Origin of the sequence: Xanthobacter autotrophicus ATCC 700552 (genome assembly GCF_043194565.1) — a bacterium.
Classification (GTDB): Bacteria; Pseudomonadota; Alphaproteobacteria; order Rhizobiales; family Xanthobacteraceae; genus Xanthobacter; species Xanthobacter autotrophicus_F.
Genome location: NZ_JBAFVS010000012.1, coordinates 88,611 through 104,826, shown reverse-complemented (window position 1 = coordinate 104,826; position 16,216 = coordinate 88,611). Strand labels below are relative to the sequence as shown.

General features: G+C 68.6%; 12 protein-coding genes. 8 read left to right on the top strand and 4 right to left on the bottom strand.

Going from position 1 to position 16,216, the window contains the following annotated elements; all coding sequences use genetic code 11:
* Positions 1 to 127: 127 nt before the first annotated feature.
* A complete protein-coding gene (locus V5F48_RS14325) occupies positions 128 to 1,258 on the bottom strand; it encodes a linear amide C-N hydrolase (RefSeq protein ID WP_394259256.1) in 1,131 nt (376 codons plus the stop codon).
* Between the two features lie 362 nt (positions 1,259 to 1,620).
* Here V5F48_RS14325 and V5F48_RS14320 point away from each other — a divergent pair, with 362 nt between their 5' ends.
* The gene (locus tag V5F48_RS14320) at positions 1,621 to 2,019 is read left to right on the top strand and encodes an acyl-CoA thioesterase (RefSeq protein WP_394259255.1); all 399 of its coding nucleotides are present in this window, start codon (positions 1,621 to 1,623) and stop codon (positions 2,017 to 2,019) included.
* A gap of 206 nt (positions 2,020 to 2,225) precedes the next feature.
* Here the strand turns inward: V5F48_RS14320 and hrpB are convergent, their stop codons facing one another.
* A complete protein-coding gene (gene hrpB, locus V5F48_RS14315) occupies positions 2,226 to 4,760 on the bottom strand; it encodes an ATP-dependent helicase HrpB (RefSeq protein WP_394259254.1) in 2,535 nt (844 codons plus the stop codon).
* Between the two features lie 248 nt (positions 4,761 to 5,008).
* Between hrpB and V5F48_RS14310 the strand changes: the two genes are divergently transcribed.
* From V5F48_RS14310 to V5F48_RS14295, 4 genes are all read left to right on the top strand, one after another.
* The gene (locus tag V5F48_RS14310) at positions 5,009 to 6,220 is read left to right on the top strand and encodes an ABC transporter substrate-binding protein (protein ID WP_394259253.1); all 1,212 of its coding nucleotides are present in this window, start codon (positions 5,009 to 5,011) and stop codon (positions 6,218 to 6,220) included.
* Between the two features lie 174 nt (positions 6,221 to 6,394).
* The gene (locus V5F48_RS14305; RefSeq protein ID WP_394259252.1) at positions 6,395 to 7,384 is read left to right on the top strand and encodes a WD40 repeat domain-containing protein; all 990 of its coding nucleotides are present in this window, start codon (positions 6,395 to 6,397) and stop codon (positions 7,382 to 7,384) included.
* A 289-nt stretch (positions 7,385 to 7,673) separates the two neighbouring features.
* Positions 7,674 to 8,423, top strand: a complete 750-nt coding sequence (locus tag V5F48_RS14300) for an acetoacetate decarboxylase (protein WP_394110099.1) — start codon at positions 7,674 to 7,676, stop codon at positions 8,421 to 8,423.
* A gap of 181 nt (positions 8,424 to 8,604) precedes the next feature.
* The gene (locus V5F48_RS14295; RefSeq protein ID WP_394110098.1) at positions 8,605 to 9,756 is read left to right on the top strand and encodes a patatin-like phospholipase family protein; all 1,152 of its coding nucleotides are present in this window, start codon (positions 8,605 to 8,607) and stop codon (positions 9,754 to 9,756) included.
* 17 nt (positions 9,757 to 9,773) lie between these two features.
* On the opposite strand, the gene V5F48_RS14290 is transcribed toward V5F48_RS14295, so the two are convergent.
* Both V5F48_RS14290 and V5F48_RS14285 read right to left on the bottom strand, forming a co-directional pair.
* Positions 9,774 to 10,550: a sulfite exporter TauE/SafE family protein gene (locus V5F48_RS14290; RefSeq protein ID WP_394259251.1), complete on the bottom strand. Its 777-nt coding sequence runs from the start codon at positions 10,548 to 10,550 to the stop codon at positions 9,774 to 9,776.
* A gap of 8 nt (positions 10,551 to 10,558) precedes the next feature.
* Positions 10,559 to 11,209 (bottom strand): glutathione S-transferase family protein, encoded by a 651-nt coding sequence (locus tag V5F48_RS14285; RefSeq protein ID WP_394259250.1) that lies wholly within the window; start codon positions 11,207 to 11,209, stop codon positions 10,559 to 10,561.
* A gap of 606 nt (positions 11,210 to 11,815) precedes the next feature.
* On the opposite strand from V5F48_RS14285, the gene V5F48_RS14280 reads away from it, so the two are divergent.
* The 3 genes from V5F48_RS14280 (at position 11,816) to V5F48_RS14270 (ending at position 16,210) form a co-directional block, all read left to right on the top strand.
* Positions 11,816 to 13,033 carry a polyhydroxyalkanoate depolymerase gene (locus V5F48_RS14280; protein WP_394110095.1) on the top strand — a complete coding sequence of 406 codons (1,218 nt, stop codon included), beginning with the start codon at positions 11,816 to 11,818 and terminating at the stop codon, positions 13,031 to 13,033.
* Between the two features lie 156 nt (positions 13,034 to 13,189).
* Entirely contained in the window at positions 13,190 to 14,533 is a 1,344-nt protein-coding gene (locus V5F48_RS14275) for an MFS transporter (RefSeq protein WP_394259304.1), read from the top strand.
* A gap of 246 nt (positions 14,534 to 14,779) precedes the next feature.
* Positions 14,780 to 16,210: a homospermidine synthase gene (locus V5F48_RS14270; protein WP_394110093.1), complete on the top strand. Its 1,431-nt coding sequence runs from the start codon at positions 14,780 to 14,782 to the stop codon at positions 16,208 to 16,210.
* Positions 16,211 to 16,216 lie beyond the last annotated feature (6 nt).

Sequence of the window (16,216 nt, the reverse complement as noted above, 5' to 3'; positions counted from 1 at the left end):
AGCAGGACGCGCGGCGATCCGGCGCAAGGGGACGGCAAGGCGAAAATTTTACTGCGCTGCAGCATGTTGCGCGGGACAGCCGGGGCCGCCCCGCGCCGTCAGGCAACCGCCATGCAACCGGGGCGCGCTACTTCACCTCCACCGGAAGGAAGGTGAAGGGCGCGGCCGGCTCGAAACGGCCCGCCGCATTGCCCGAATAGACCTTGCCACCGGTCAGCGTCAGCTTCTTCACCGGCGCCCCGGCCTTCAGGTCGAGGCTGTCGAGGGGCACCCAGAAGCTGTTGGGGCTGGTGGCGGAATCATAGAAATAGACGCGATCCTTCTGGTCGCTCACGGTCCGCCACAGGGTGGAGGCGATATTGGGCTCGCCCGGCGTGGTGAGCCCCAGCGGCACGCTCACCGAGCGCATCACGCTGGCGACGCTGGCCACCGCCTGATTGGCATAGGTGCCGTCCGGCACGGCGGTGAGGATGGCCGGGGAGGCCTTCGTGGGGATGGCCTTGATGAAGAAGCTGGCGCGGGCGAAGCGGTCGGCCGCCCGGTTGGTGCCCGGCAGGAACACCGTGCCGCCGATCTGCTCCCAGTAGCTGTTGAGCGCCAGCTGCTGGTCGAAGAACGGCGAATTGGTCATCACCTGATACTGGCGGCCGTGGTGGACCACCAGCTTGCCGCCCAGATATTCGAAGATGGCGCTGTCGCCCGAGGGGTCGGAAATGGCGAGGTGCAGTTGCGCGCCCGCGCCATTGGGCAGGTTTGCCGTCACCACCACGAACGGCTGGGCGGACAGGGCCGTCACCGCCTCGCTCACCGTGGCGAAATTGTCGAGCACATATTGCGCCCACAGGCTGATGGAGAGGGCCGGGCGGCCATCCGGCTTGGCGTATTCGGATTCAGCCAGATAGAGCAGATTGGCGACGAGGCCCTTCTCGTTCATGCCGTCCGCCGTGCCCACGTCATAGCCGGAGGCGATGAGGCTGCCGTACTTGGACACCCATTTCGGGGTATTCGCTCCGGCGGCGCCGGTGCGCGCCATGCCGGCCGGAAAGGCCCAGAGATTGGTGCGCATGTCCTCCGCCCAGTCCATGGACCGGCCGGTGATGACCACGCCATCGGAGCCGAGATAGACCGCGCGGGTACAGGCCTGCGCCACCCCGGCACCGAGGCCGGCGACATAGAGCGCGGCGGCGGCGAGCGCGGCGACGCGGATGGACTTGAGGGCCAGGGGAACGCCAGCGAGGGGAGCGCGAGAACGCGGCATAACGGTCTCCGGTTGGGCGGCCGGACCGTTTTTCGAGCGGGCTGCCGGAGCTTTAGGCCCCGACAGCGCCGCATCGGCCGCCGGATAGACGGCTGAAAGAGATACCGGCTCCGCCCACACAGCAAGGCGGAGCCGGTCATCCATGCCCTGTCTGCCCCGAAAAGACATGGACAAGAGGGAGATAACCACCGCCTTCGGCCCGATTCCCTGAGATGGATCAAATTTTGGGGAAGTCGGCCAGATTTTTGCTATCCAGATTTTGGCGATGGACAAAAGTCGCAAGGCGCCTCAGCCGCACGGACCACGGGGAACCGCGCCTGAGGCGCTTGTTTGGGAAAGCGCCTCAGGCGCCTGGAGAGACGATGCACGACAAAGCGGCCCACATGCCGGACGACATGCCGGTGATCCGGACCATCGCCATGCCGGCCGACACCAATCCCAACGGCGATATTTTCGGCGGCTGGCTGATGTCCCAGATGGACCTTGCCGCCGGCAACGTGGCGGCGCGGCGCTCGCGCGGGCGCGCGGCCACGGTGGCGGTGGAGGCCATGAGCTTCCTGTCTCCGGTGGCGGTGGGCGACGAGGTGAGCCTGTTCGCCCGCGTGGTGAAGATGGGCCGCACCTCCATGCGCATCGAGGTGGAGGCCTGGCGTCGCGCCCGCGCCAGCGAGCAGACCACCCAGGTCACGGAAGCCGTCTTCACCTTCGTCGCCATCGACGAGGAGGGCCGCCCCCGCCCCATTCCGGCGCAGGAGGGCTGAGCGGGCCATATCTCGGTTTGAAAAGAAGCGCTGGCGGCCCTCTCTCCCGCTTGCGCAAACTCTGCTCTCCACCTCGCGCCGGCCAACTCCCTCTCCCGCTTGCGGGGGAGGGGTGGGGAGGGGGCGCGGCGGCGGTGACATTCCCGCTCGCCAAGTTCCCACACTCACGTCCCTACCCTCACGTCCCTACCCTCACGTCCCTACCCTCACGTCCCTCTTGGCTTGGCGCGGGTGGTGGGGGGTGCCTCGGCGGGGTCTTCGGGCCAGGGATGCCGGGGATAGCGCCCGCGCATGTCGGCCCGCACCTCCCGCCATGAGCCGCGCCAGAATTGCGGCAGGTCCCTGGTCACCTGGATCGGCCGATGGGCGGGCGAGAGCAACGCCAGCGTCAGCGGCACCCGGCCGCCGGCGATGGCCGGATGCTGGGTGAGGCCGAACAATTCCTGCACCCGCACGCTCACCTGCGGCCCGCCCTCCGCATCATAGTCGATGGGCAGGTGCGAGCCGGTGGGGGCGACAAAATGGGTGGGCGCCTCGGCCTCCAGCCGCGCCGAAAGCGCGTAGGGCAGGAGCGCGTGGAAGGCGTTGCCCACATCGCCCGGCGCAATCTCGGCCAGCGCGGTCTTGCCGGTGAGGAACGGGGCGAGCCAATCGGCGGCGCTGGCGGCGAGGGTCGCATCCGAGAGGTCCGGCCACGCCTCGCCCTCGGCCGCGCGCAGGAAGGCGACGCGCGCACGCCATTGCGCCGTGGCCGCGCTCAGCGGCAGGCGGTGGAGGCCGAGCGTCGCAATGCCCTCCGCCAGCACCCGCGCGGTAGCCTCGGTCGCCGGCACCGGACGCGGCTGAGCGGCGAGCACGATGGCCTTCAGCCGCCGCACCTCCCGCGCCCGCACGGCGGCGGCCTCCGTATCGAAGGCGATCTCGGTGCCGGAGGTGATGTCGCCGGCGAACTGCGTCTCCACCTCGTCCGGCGACAAGGCCGCGGCCAGCGAGATGCGCGCGGCCTCGGCCCGTCCGCCCACCTCGGCCACGGCGAGGAAGGGCGCCTTCGCCAGGGCCGCCGCGGGGTCCATCACCGCGCCCCGGCCATTGGCGAGGAGGAAGCGCGTGCCGTCGCCGCGCGCCTTCGCCACCCGGTCCGGAAAGGCGAAGGCCAGCAGCGCCGCCGGCGACGGACGCGGGCCGTCGGCCCGGTCTCCGCCGCGCTGCGCCATCTCGGCCCAGCGGGTGGCGAGGCGGCGGGCGTCATCGGCCCGGCGGGAGCGGTCGCGGCGGAAGCCGTCGAGGCGATGGAGGAGGTCCACGCCATCCCCGCCCAATCCGCGCTCGCTGAGCAAGGCGGCGATCTCCGCCGCCTCCCGCGCCACGCCCCGGTCGGCGCCCACCACCACCAGATGGGCGAGGCGCGGCGGCAGGGGCAGGCGCGCCATGCGCCGGCCCAGCGCCGTGACCGTATCGTCGGCATCGAGGGCGCCCAGCAGGCGCAGCAGCGCCTTGGCCTCGCTCACCGCCGGGGCCGGCGGCGGATCGAGGAAAGGCAGGGACGCCGGCTCGCGCACGCCGACGCGGGCGAGGTCCAGCACCAGCCCGGTGAGGTCGGCGGCGAGGATTTCCGGCTTGGCGAAGGCGGCAAGGCTCCCCGTCTCGCCCTCGCCCCAGAGGCGATAGCACACGCCCGGCTCGGTGCGGCCGGCGCGGCCGCGCCGCTGGTCGGCGGCGGCGCGGGAGACGCGCACGGTCTCCAGCCGCGTCAGGCCCACGTCGGGCTCGAAGCGCGGCACCCGGGCGAGGCCGCAATCCACCACCACCCGCACCCCCTCGATGGTGAGCGAGGTCTCAGCGATGGAGGTGGCCAGCACCACCTTGCGTCGGCCCTTCGGCGCGGGGAGAACGGCGCGGTCCTGCTCGGCCGCCTCCAGCGCCCCGAACAGGGCGACCACGTCGACGGACGGGTCGCGCACTTGGTCCAGCAGCAGGCTTTCGGTGCGCCGGATTTCCGCCGCGCCGGGCAGGAAGGCGAGGATGGAGCCGCTTTCGCGGGCGAGCGCCCGGCGGATGGCCTCCACCATCTGCGGCTCAAGGGGGCTGCGCGGGTCGCGGCCGAGATAGGATGTCTCCACCGGGAAAGCCCGGCCCTCGCTCTCGATCACCGGGGCGGGGGCGTCCGTGCAGCCCATGAGGGCGGCGACGCGGGCGCCATCCAGGGTCGCCGACATGGCGAGCAACCGCAGGTCCTCGCGCAGGCCCCGCTGGGCGTCGAGGGCCAAGGCGAGGCCGAGGTCGGCATCGAGGCTGCGCTCGTGGAACTCGTCGAACAGCACGGCGGCGACGCCTGAAAGCTCGGGGTCCTCCAGCACCATGCGGGTGAAGATGCCTTCGGTGATCACCTCGATACGGGTGCGGCCGGAGACCTCCGAGGCGAGGCGGGTGCGGTAACCCACCGTCTCGCCCACCCGCTCGCCGAGGCTCTGCGCCATGCGGCGGGCGGCGGCGCGGGCGGCGAGGCGGCGCGGCTCCAGCACCAGGATGCGCCCGCCAGCGACCCACGGGGCGTCCAGCAGCGCGAGGGGCACCCGCGTGGTCTTGCCCGCGCCCGGCGGCGCCACCAGCACCGCGCAGGGCGCGGCGGCCAGCGTCGCGGTCAGGTCGCCGAGAACGGCGTCGATGGGCAAGGGCGTGTCGAACGGTCGCGGATCGGACAGGGCGTTTCTCGCTGGGCGCGGGATGGCTTGGCTGCTCATAGAGCGTTTTCGAGCGAAGTGGATACCGGTTCGCGTAAAGAAAACGCGTAAACTCAATAACCTAGAGCATTTCCCCGATTCAGTGAAATGGGGAAATGCTCATAGGCCAGAAAGGGCCGCGGCGGCAAAGGGGTGAATTACATGGAAGTAGCGCTATTTATTCCATTATCGCGCCTGCGACGTTTTTATTGATTGAATCACTCGAAATTGTTGATTATCCGGAAGGCACCGCTTTCGGAGACCCGTTCATGCGTGCCCCCCTGCTCCTTGCCGCTGTCCTCGCCCCGCTGCTGGCGGCGCCGCTCGCCGCCGCGGCCGACCAGAAGCCCCTACGCATCGGCGTGCTGAACGATCAGGCCGGCATCTATGCCGACATGGCGGGACCGGGCTCGGTGATCGCGGCGCACATGGCGGTGGAGGATTTCGGCGGCAGCGTGCTCGGCCGCCCGGTCGAGATCATCGCCGGCGACCACCAGAACAAGCCGGACGTGGGCGCGGCGCTGGTGAACCGCTGGATCGACGAGGACAATGTGGAGGTGATCGCCGACATCCCCACCTCCTCGGTGCTGCTGGCGGTGCAGGAGATCGGCCGGCGCAAGAACAAGCTGGTGCTCGCCTCCACCGGCGGCTCGTCGGACTTCACCGGCAAGGCCTGCGCCCCCACCGGCATCCACTGGACCTATGACACCTACGCGCTGGCGGCCGGAACCGGCGCATCGCTGGCCAAGGAGGGGCCATGGTTCTTCATCACCGCCGATTATGCCTTCGGCACGGCGCTAGAGCGCGACACCGCGGCGGCCGTCGCCAAGGGCGGCGGCAAGGTGGCGGGCGCGGTGAAGCACCCGCAGGGCACCACCGATTTCTCGTCCTATCTGCTACAGGCCCAGGGCGCCGGCGCGAAACTGATCGCCTTCGCCAACTCGGGCGCCGATCAGGTGAACGCCATCAAGCAGGCGAACGAATTCGGCATTCCCCAATCGGGCGTGAAGCTGGCGGGCCTCTACCTGCACATCACCGACATCCACGCCATCGGCCTGAAGACGGCGCAGGGCCTCATCCTTACCCAGGGCTTCTACTGGGACCTCAACGACGAGACCCGCGCCTGGTCCAAGCGCTTCTACGAGCGCCACAAGGCCATGCCCACCATGGGCCAGGCTGGCACCTATTCGGCCATCCTGCATTATCTGAAGGCGGTGAAGGCGGCCGGCACCGCCGACACCGCCACCGTCGCCGCGCAGATGAAGGCGGCTCCGGTGGACGATTTCTTTTCCCACGGCGGGCGCATCCGCGAGGACGGGCGCATGGTCCACGACCTCTACCTGCTGCAGGTGAAGGCGCCGTCCGAGCAGCAGTATCCGTGGGACTATCTCAAGCTCATCCGCGTCATTCCCGGCGACGAGGCGTTCCGGCCGCTCAACGAGGGCGGCTGCCCGCTGGTGGCCAAGGCCGCCAGCAACTGACGGCCGCCGGATCGACAGCCCCGCACGGGCCGGCCTGGGTGGTGCCGACCTGGGTAGTGCCGACCTGGGTAGTGCCGGCCTGGGTGGTGCCGGCGTGCTTGGTGCCGGCTTGCGGTCGGGCACGTTCGGTGCCTTATGAGGCGCGTCGATGCCGCAATTGGGAACGCCGCCTTCATGTCCACCGCCCCGTCCAGCCTCACCAGCAAGGTGCAGCCCCTCGCCTTCGATACCGGGATCTTCGCCCTCGCCTTCCTCGATGCGGCGGCGGCCTTCGTGGGCACGGAAGGCATGGTGCATCTGGTGGGCGCCGAACCGAAGGCGGTTCAGGTCCACGGCGGCGCCGTGCTCGATGCCGCCTCCGACGGCAAGCGCCTCGTCACCGGCGGCGACGACGGGCAGGTCATGGAAACCCGTTCGGACGGCTCCACCCGCGTCCTCGCCGGCCAGAAGGGCCGCTGGATCGACCGGGTGGCGCTGGGGCCGGACGGCGTCGTCGCCTGGTCCGCCGGCAAGACCGCCCATGTGCTGCCGGCGAAGGGCGAGCCGAAAAGCCTCGACGTGCCCTCCACCGTGGGGGGCCTTGCCTTCGCGCCCAAGGGGCTGCGCCTGGCGGTGGCCCATTACGGCGGCGTCACCCTGTGGTTTCCCAATGCCGCCGCCAAGCCGGAGCTGTTCGGCTGGAAGGGCTCCCATCTCGGCGTCGCCTTCTCGCCGGACGGCCGCTTCCTGGTCACCTCCATGCAGGAGCCGGCGCTCCACGGCTGGCGGGTGGTGGACGGCGCGCACATGCGCATGTCCGGCTATCCCTCGCGGGTGAAGTCGTTCGCCTTCACGGCGGACGGCAAGTGGCTCGCCACCTCGGGCTCGGGGGAGGCCATCCTGTGGCCGTTCCAGGCCAAGGACGGCCCCATGGGCAAGGAGCCCTCCATGCTCGCCCCCTCCCCCACCACCCGCGTCACCGTGGTGGCCCCCCATCCCAAGGACCCGGTGGTGGCCATCGGCTACGAGGACGGCATGGTGATGATGGTGCGCATCCCCGACGCCGCCGAGATCCTGCTGCGCGCGCCGGATTCCGATCCGGTGAGCGCCATGGCCTGGCACCCCTCCGGCGGGGCCGTGGCCTTCGGCACCCAGGGCGGCAAGGGCGGCCTGCTCGCCTTCTGAACCCCCGCGTTAGCCTCCCGGCTGCGCGGACGCGCGAGCGACCCCACCGGCCCGCGACCCCAAGGTCGCCCAAGATCGCCCAAGATCGCCCAAGATCGCTCCGCGTCGCGGCGGTGTCACGGCTGACCCGTAAGCACCATGTGGGCCGGCCGTCTGGTCCGGCCTCAAGCCATTGGCGAATTTGCGCGCCGCCGCCGATGGAACCGCTTTTCACGCGCCCGCGCGCGCACTAACGTGGCGCCGCCCGTTCGCGACTGCGAAGCGGCCCACGCGCACGAGAGAAACGCCGATGAAGATCGCCGACGTTCGCCGCACTGCCTTTTCGATGCCTCTCGTGAACCCGTCCTATCCGCCCGGACCCTATCGGTTCGTCGATCGCGAATACATGATCATCACCTACCGCACCGACCCCGCCGCGCTGGCGAGGGTGGTGCCGGAGCCGCTCGAAATCGTCGAGCCGATCGTGAAGTACGAATTCATCCGCATGCCGGATTCCACCGGCTTCGGCGACTATACCGAGACCGGACAGGTCATCCCAGTGAGGTTCCAGGGCGTGGAGGGCGGCTATGTCCACTCCATGTATCTCGATGACGAGAGCCCTATCGCCGGCGGGCGCGAGCTGTGGGGCTTCCCCAAGAAGTTCGCCAATCCCAAGCTGGTGGTGGAGAAGGACACGCTGGTGGGGTCGCTGCACTATGGCAGCGTGCTCTGCGCCTCCGCCACCATGGGCTACAAGCATGTGGCCTGCGACAAGGAGAAGGTGCTCGCCGCGCTGCTGACCCCGAGCTTCCTGCTCAAGATCATCCCGGACGTGGACGCCAAGCCGCGCATCTGCGAGCTGGTGCGCTACTATCTGGAAGACGTGAACCTGAAGGAATGCTGGACCGGACCCGGCGCCCTCGGCCTGTTCCCCCACGCCCTGTGCAACGTCTCGCAACTGCCGGTGCTGGAGGTGATCTCCGCCCTGCATGTGAAGGCGGACCTCACCCTCGGGATGGGCGAGGTGATCTACGACTATATGAAGGACGCCGAGGGCTGAAACCTCGAAACGTCTTCGCGCGAACCTGCATCCGTTTCGCGCGAAGACGCCTTGAGACACATGACGAGAGCCAGATCCGCTCAGGCTCGTCTGATCGGAACATGATCCAGTGGAACGGGCGGCGCGGGGCGCCGCCCCTCAACACGAAGAGCGTTCCGCCGGAATGCGAGAGGCAAGGTCCATGACACTACGCGCCAATCACCTCCCGCCCGACCTGTGCGACATCATCGGCGAGTACAAGCGCACCGCCCTGGTGTTCCAGGGCGGCGGCGCGCTCGGCGCCTACCAGGCCGGCGTCTACGAGGCGCTGGCGGAGGCGGGGTGCGACCCCAACTGGATCTCCGGCGTCTCCATCGGCGCCATCAATTGCGCCATCATCGCCGGCAACGCCCCGCAGGACCGGGTGCCGCGGCTGAAGGAATTCTGGGAGACCATTACCTCGCAGCGGGTCATCCCCTTCAATCTGGAGGGGGACATCTTCCGGCAGTGGCGCAACCAGTTCAGCGCCGCCCGGACCATCCTGCAGGGCCAGCCCGGCTTCTTCAAGCCGCGTTTCCCCAGCCCCCTGATGCTGCCCACCGGAGCGCCCGGCGCCACATCCTTCTACGACACCTCGCCCCTGCACGACACGCTGCTGAAGCTGGTGGACTTCGACCGCATCAATTCCGGCGACAAGCGCTTCTCGGTGGGCGCGGTGAACGTGCGCACCGGCAACTTCATCTATTTCGACAACCGCGAGCACACCATCGGGCCGGAGCACATCATGGCCTCCGGAGCGCTGCCCCCCGGTTTCCCGGCGGTGAAAATCGACGGCGAATATTATTGGGACGGCGGTGTCGTCTCCAACACCCCGCTCCAGTTCCTGCTGGACCAGCCGGATCATCCGAGCGCGCTGGTGTTCCAGGTGGACCTGTTCAGCGCCCGCGGCCAGCTGCCCCGCGACATGTACGACGTCAGCGAACGGCAGAAGGACATCGGCTATTCCAGCCGCACCCGCTACACCACGGACGTCTTCCGCCGGGTGCAGGAGCTGCGCTCCAAGCTTTATGACGCGCTCCAGCGTATTCCAGAACAGCTGCGCACCGAGGACGACCTCGCCCTGATCGAGGATTACAGCTCATCCGGCCCGGTCAACATCTGCCACCTGATCTATCAGGAGAAGACCTACGAGCGGGATACCAAGGACTACGAATTTTCCGCCGTCTCCATGCGCGACCACTGGCAGACCGGCTACGAGGACACGGTGAAGACCCTGCGCCGGGGCGACTGGCTGAAGAAGCCGGACGATTCCATCGGCATCGTGGTACACGACATCCACCGCCTGTCCGAATAGGCGGAGATCCGGCCCGCCTACCGGAACCCGCGCGCCAGCATGTAGGCGCCGAGCACTGCGAGGCCGGCGAAGAAGACCCGGCGGAACACCAGCGGCGAAACCGCAAGGCGGATCCGCCGGCCCAGTTCCATGCCGAGGAAGGCGGGCGCAAGGGCCGCCACCGAGGCCAGCGCCACCATGGGATCGGTCAGTACCGCACCGCCCTCCCCGGGACTGGCGAGCACGGCCGCGAGGGCGAAGGTGGAGACCGTGAAGGTGAGGCCGAGGGCCTGCACCAGGTCATCCCGATTGAGCCCCAGCGCCTGGAGATAGGGCGCCGACGGCATCACCGAGACCCCGGTGGTGCCTGTCACCAGCCCGGTGAGCAGGCCCATGAGCGGCGACAGCCAGCGTTCGCAGCCGGCGGGCAGGCGCAGCGGAATTGCACTGAGGCCGAGGGCGCCGTAGAGCAGCAAAGTCGCCCCCAGCATGGGCACCGCGGCCGGGGAGGTGAGGCCGCCCAGCAGCAGCCCGCCGGCGAGGGTTCCCAGCACCACGGCGACCATCATGGCGCCGAAGCGCCGGGCGGTGCCGGCCACGTTCGGCCCGGTGAAATATTGCCAGAGATTGGTGACGGTGGCCGGCAGGATCAGCACGGCCGCCGCCTCGGCGGGGGTGAGGAACAGGCTGAGCAGCCCGATGCCCACCGTGGGCAGGCCCATGCCGATGAGCCCCTTCACCATGCCGGCCAGCACCAGCACGGCGAAGCCCGCCGCCAGCACGCCGAGGGGCAACGCGGCGGCGGATGACAGCATCGATGCCGTCAGAATTCGGCGCCGAGCTCTTCCAGTTCCTCGGGCTCGTCCTGGGCGCCGGCAATCCATTCCTGCATCAGAGGCAGGGCCATGATGCGGGCGCGGTAGGCGTCGCACTCGGCATCCAGTTTCACGTCGTAGGTGGTGAAGCGCGAGCAGACGGGGGCGTACATGGCGTCGGCCAGCGTCGGCGCCGCGCCCATGAGGAAGGGGCCGCCATGGGCGGTGAGGCAGCCGCGCCAGATGGCGACGATGCGCTCGATGTCCGCCTGTGCCCCGGCCCACACCTTGAAGCCCGGATAATGGGCCTTGATGTTCATGGGCAGGGCCGAGCGCATGTTGGCGAAGCCCGAATGCATCTCGCCGGAGATGGACAGGCAGTGCGCCCGCACCGCGCGATCCGGAGGCAGCAGCCCGACCTGCGGGAAGACCTCATTGAGGAAGGCGGCGATGGCGAGGGTGTCCCACACGGTCACGTCCTCATGCACCAGGCGCGGCACGAGGAAGGAGGGGGACAACAGCAGCAGTTCGGCCTTCATGTCCGGGTCGTCGAGGGGCACGCGCTCCTCTTCGAAGGACAGGCCGGCCATCTTGCACAGAAGCCAGCCGCGCAGGGACCAGGAGGAGTAGTTCTTGCTGGAGATGGTGAGTGTCGCCATGCTGGATGCTCGTCTGCCTGTCCTGCGCCTCGGATATTCGACCTGGGTGCTCGACTTGGGTGCTCGACCTGATTATTCGACCTGGATGCTTGATCCCCCGATCCTGTCGCCACCGTGGCGCCCGCGTCGCCGCTCGACGGGGCGGCGGATCACTGGACAACGCCACTCTGGACAACGCCTCTCCGGATAACAGCCCCTTTCCGGATAGCGCCGCTCCAATTCACGCTGCGAAGTGCCACCGCGAGGGCATGAACCTGTCCGGCCCGAGGGTCGGTCGGGGGTCCGCGTTCCCATGTCCATTCGCGGGCGGATCGATCGTTCCGACCGATTTCGACGGGAATGGCGCCGGCTCCGGCGCCCCTCGCGTGGAAGCATGTTGCATTGCACCACGCACCGCTTCACAATTCACCGTAACAGGTACATCCGTTCAGGCTTGCTGCAAAGCGGAAAGCAGGCCCTGCGGCAATAACTTAAACAGAATGGCTCCGCCGTCCACGAGGGCGTCGGCAGACGGGGAACAGAAGGACCTTTCAGCGTCATGCTGCAGATGATATTCAGGTCAGTCTCTCCGGTACATAGCCGGCGGTCGCAGCGGCACGGGCAGCCATGATGTATCAGGCGTATCAAACCCAGTCCGATTTGATGGGACCCATCCGCTTTCTGGCCGGGCTCGCCCGTCAGACGCTGACGGGGCCGCTGATCAACGGCTACGGCCATGCCGGCCTGCGCCATCTCGCCGCGGCCTACGAACTGGTGGAGCGCACCGGCCTCAGCCATGGGCGCCCCGACTTCGGCCTCCGCACGGTGGAGGTGGGCAACCGCGAGGTCCAGGTGACCGAGGAGAAGGTGGCGGTGCTGCCCTTCGGCACCCTGCTGCGCTTCAAGAAGGACGTGGACATCGCCCAGCCCCGTGTGCTGGTGGTGGCACCTCTTTCCGGCCATTTCGCGACGCTGCTCGTCAACACCGTGAAGACGATGCTGCCGGACCACGACGTGTACATCACCGACTGGCACAATGCCCGTGATGTGCCCCTGTCGGCCGGCCCGTTCGCCTTCGACGACTATGTCGAGCACGTCATCAAGTTCCTGGAGATCATGGGGCCTGGCTCCCACCTCGTGGCCGTGTGCCAGCCGTGCGTCCAGGCGCTGGTGGCCGCCGCCGTGATGGCGCAGGACAAGAACCCGGCCGTGCCCGCCTCCATGACCCTCATGGCCGGCCCCATCGACTGCCGCGTCAACCCCACCAAGGTGAACGAGCTCGCCACCTCCAAGCCCATGTCGTGGTTCGAGAAGAACCTCATCGCCACGGTGCCGAAGGGGTTCCCCGGCTCGGGCCGCCGGGTCTATCCGGGCTTCATTCAGCTCACCGCCTTCGTCAGCATGAACGTGAACCGGCACGTCAAGGCCCATATCGACCTCTACAAAGCCCTTGCCGAAGGCGATGACGAGAAGGCCGAGTCCACCAAGGCGTTCTACGACGAGTATTTCGCGGTATTGGACCTCGACGCCGAGTTCTATCTGGAAACAGTGCGTTACGTATTCCAGGAATACCGGCTGCCCAAGGGCGAACTGACCTATCGCGGCCAGCCCATCGACTTCAAGGCCATCCGCAAGACTGCGCTGCTCACCGTGGAAGGCGAGCGGGACGACATCTGCTCCATCGGCCAGACCATGGCGGCGCAGGACATCTGCTCCGCCCTGCGGCCGCACAAGAAGCGCCACCACATGCAGGCGGGCGTGGGCCATTACGGCGTGTTCTCCGGCCGCAAATGGGCGGGACAGGTCTATCCCATCGTCCGCAACCACATTCTCTCCAGCGACTGACGCCACGACCATGAACCGTCCGGCGGCCGAGGGCACCTGCCCCGGCCGCGTTTCCACCGACACAGCCTGACGGGCCGAGGCGGGGCCGGACCAGAGCCGGGCCGCCTTGGCCCGGAGATCTGCTCCGTGCCCCAAGCTTCCCTGCCCCAAGCTTCCCTGCCCCAAACTCCCGTGCCCCAAACTCCTGCCCCACGCCCGTCCGAACGGCTGCGGGACCACCCCGCCTTTCTGCTGTTCTGGATCAGCCGCGTCGCCTCCGCCCTCGCCTTCCAGATGCTCGGCGTGGCGGTGGGCTGGCTGGTCTATGCCCTCACCGGCAGCGCGGTGGCGCTGGGGCTGGTGGGCCTCGCCCAGTTCCTGCCCCTGCTGTTCCTGAGCCTGATCGCGGGACATGCCGCCGACGTGTTCGACCGCCGGCGCATCGTCTTCATCGGCCAGTCCGTCGCCGCGGTGACACTCGCCCTGCTGGCCCTCGGCCTTGCGGAGGGCATGGTCGGCCTTGCCGCCATCTACGGCGCGGTGGTGATGCTCGGCGCCTGCCGCGCCTTCGAGCATCCCACCATGGCGGCGCTGCTGCCCCGCCTCGTGCCCGGCGAGGTGCTGCCCCGGGCGCTGGCGGTGTCCTCCTCCGCCATGCAGATGGCGACCATCGCCGGGCCGGCGGTGGGCGGCTTCGCCTATGCGTTCGGCGCCACCGTGCCGCTGGCGGGCGCCGCCCTGTGCTACGCCACCGCGGCCCTCGCCATGATGGCGGTGCGCCACACCCACGCCCCGGTGCAGCGCGGCGGAATGACACTCGGAACCCTGCTGGAGGGCCTCGTCTTCATCCGCGGGCACAAGGTTGTGCTCGGCTCCATCTCCCTCGATCTGTTCGCGGTGCTGCTGGGCGGGGTCACGGCGCTGCTGCCCATCTTCGCCAGCGACATCCTGCATGTGGGGGCGGAGGGCCTCGGCGCCCTGCGCGCCGCTCCGGCGGTGGGCGCGGTGCTCATGTCGGTGGTGCTCGCCCGCGTGCCCCTGTCGCACAAGGTCGGGCACAAGATGTTCGCCGCCGTCGCGATGTTCGGCCTCGCCACCGTGGTGTTTTCCCTCTCGAGCAGTTTCTTCCTGTCGCTTGGGGCGCTGTTCGTGCTGGGAGCGGCGGACAATGTGAGCGTGGTCATCCGCTCCTCGCTGGTGCAGCTCTCCACCCCTGATGCCATGCGCGGACGGGTGAGCGCGGTGAACTCGCTGTTCATCGGCACCTCCAATCAGCTGGGGGAGTTCGAATCGGGCATGGCCGCCGCCCTGCTCGGTGCGGTGGGCGCGGGGGTGGCCGGCGGCGTCGGCACTATCCTGGTGGCCGTGCTGTGGATGCGTCTCTTCCCCGACCTGCTGAAGGTCGATCGCATGCCCGCCCGCCCCGCGCGGACCCATCCCGCGCAGACCTCTCCCGGGCAGACACATCCCGGGCAGACACATCCCGGGCAAACACATCCCGCGCGGGTCAAATCCGGCTGAGCCGATCCGGCGACCGAGGGCCGGGAGCCGCCGCAATCATTTGATTTGCCGGCTTTCATGCGCCTCTTCGGTTGACGCGCGAGCGCGCTTTTCCCATGGTGCCGCCGCCCGCGCATCCGTCGCGGGACTTTGCCCCGACGCTGCGCCGACGAAGCGGTTACCGCCCCGTTGGAGCGCGTCCTGAAAATTGATGATCGGGCGGCGCCCGTGTCCCACGACCGCCGCCCCGACGAGGAGTGTAGCGCCATGAGCGTCTGGCCGGTCCACGCGAAGATCGACGGCCCCATCGTGATGATCGGGTTCGGCTCCATCGGCCGCGGCACGCTGCCGCTGATCGAGCGCCACTTCGATTTCGATCTCTCCCGCATGGTGGTGATCGATCCTGTGGCGGACCACAAGACGCTGCTCGACGCCCGCGGCATCCGCTTCATCCAGTCGGAAGTCACCGCCGAGAATTATCGCGAGCTGCTCACCCCCCTGCTCACCAATGGCGGCGGGCAGGGCTTCTGCGTGAACCTCTCGGTGGACGTGTCGTCCATCGCGGTGATGGAACTCACCCGCGAGATCGGCGCGCTCTATGTGGATACGGTGATCGAGCCCTGGAAGGGCTTCTATTTCGACGAGACCATGGATAACGCCGCGCGCACCAACTACGCCCTGCGCGAGAGCCTGCTCGCCGCGCGCCGGCGCAATCCGGGCGGCACCACGGCGGTGTCCACCTGCGGCGCCAATCCGGGCATGGTGTCCTGGTTCGTGAAGCAGGCGCTGCTCAACATCGCTTCCGACACCGGCCTCGACCGGCCGGAGCCGGCGAGCCGCGAGGAATGGGCCCAGCTCGCCCGCGCGCTGGGGGTGAAGGGCATCCACATCGCCGAGCGCGACACCCAGCGCGCCCGCGAGCCCAAGGTGATGGGCGAGTTCTGGAACACCTGGTCGGTGGAAGGCTTCGTATCCGAAGGCCTCCAGCCCGCCGAACTGGGCTGGGGCACCCATGAGAAGGCGTTGCCGCCGGACGGCCGCACCCACGAGGCCGGCTGCGGCGCGGCCATCTATCTGCTCTCGCCCGGCGCCGCCACCCGCGTGCGCTCCTGGACCCCGACGCCGCAGGCCCAGTACGGCTTCCTCGTCACCCACAACGAGAGCATCTCCATCGCCGACTACCTGACCGTGCGCGACGGCGACACCGTGCTCTACCGGCCCACCTGCCATTATGCCTACCACCCGGCCAACGACGCCGTGCTCTCCCTGCATGAGATGTTCGGCAATGGCGGCCACTTCCAGGGCAAGTGGAAGATCCTCGACGAGCATGAGATCGTGGACGGCATCGACGAATTGGGCGTGCTCGTCTACGGCCACGCCAGGAACGCCTATTGGTTCGGCTCGCAGCTCTCCATCGAGCAGACGCGGGAACTCGCCCCCTACCAGAACGCCACCGGCCTGCAGGTGACCTCCGCCGTGCTCGCCGGCATGGTGTGGGCGCTGGAGAACCCGACCGCGGGCATCGTGGAAGCCGACGAGATGGACTTCCACCGCTGCCTAGAGGTGCAGATGCCCTATCTCGGCCCGGTGATCGGCACCTATACGGACTGGACGCCCCTCACCGGCCGCCAGAAGCTGTTCCCCGAGGACCTGGACCTCGAAGACCCCTGGCAGTTCAAGAACATCATCGTGCGGTGAGGGGGT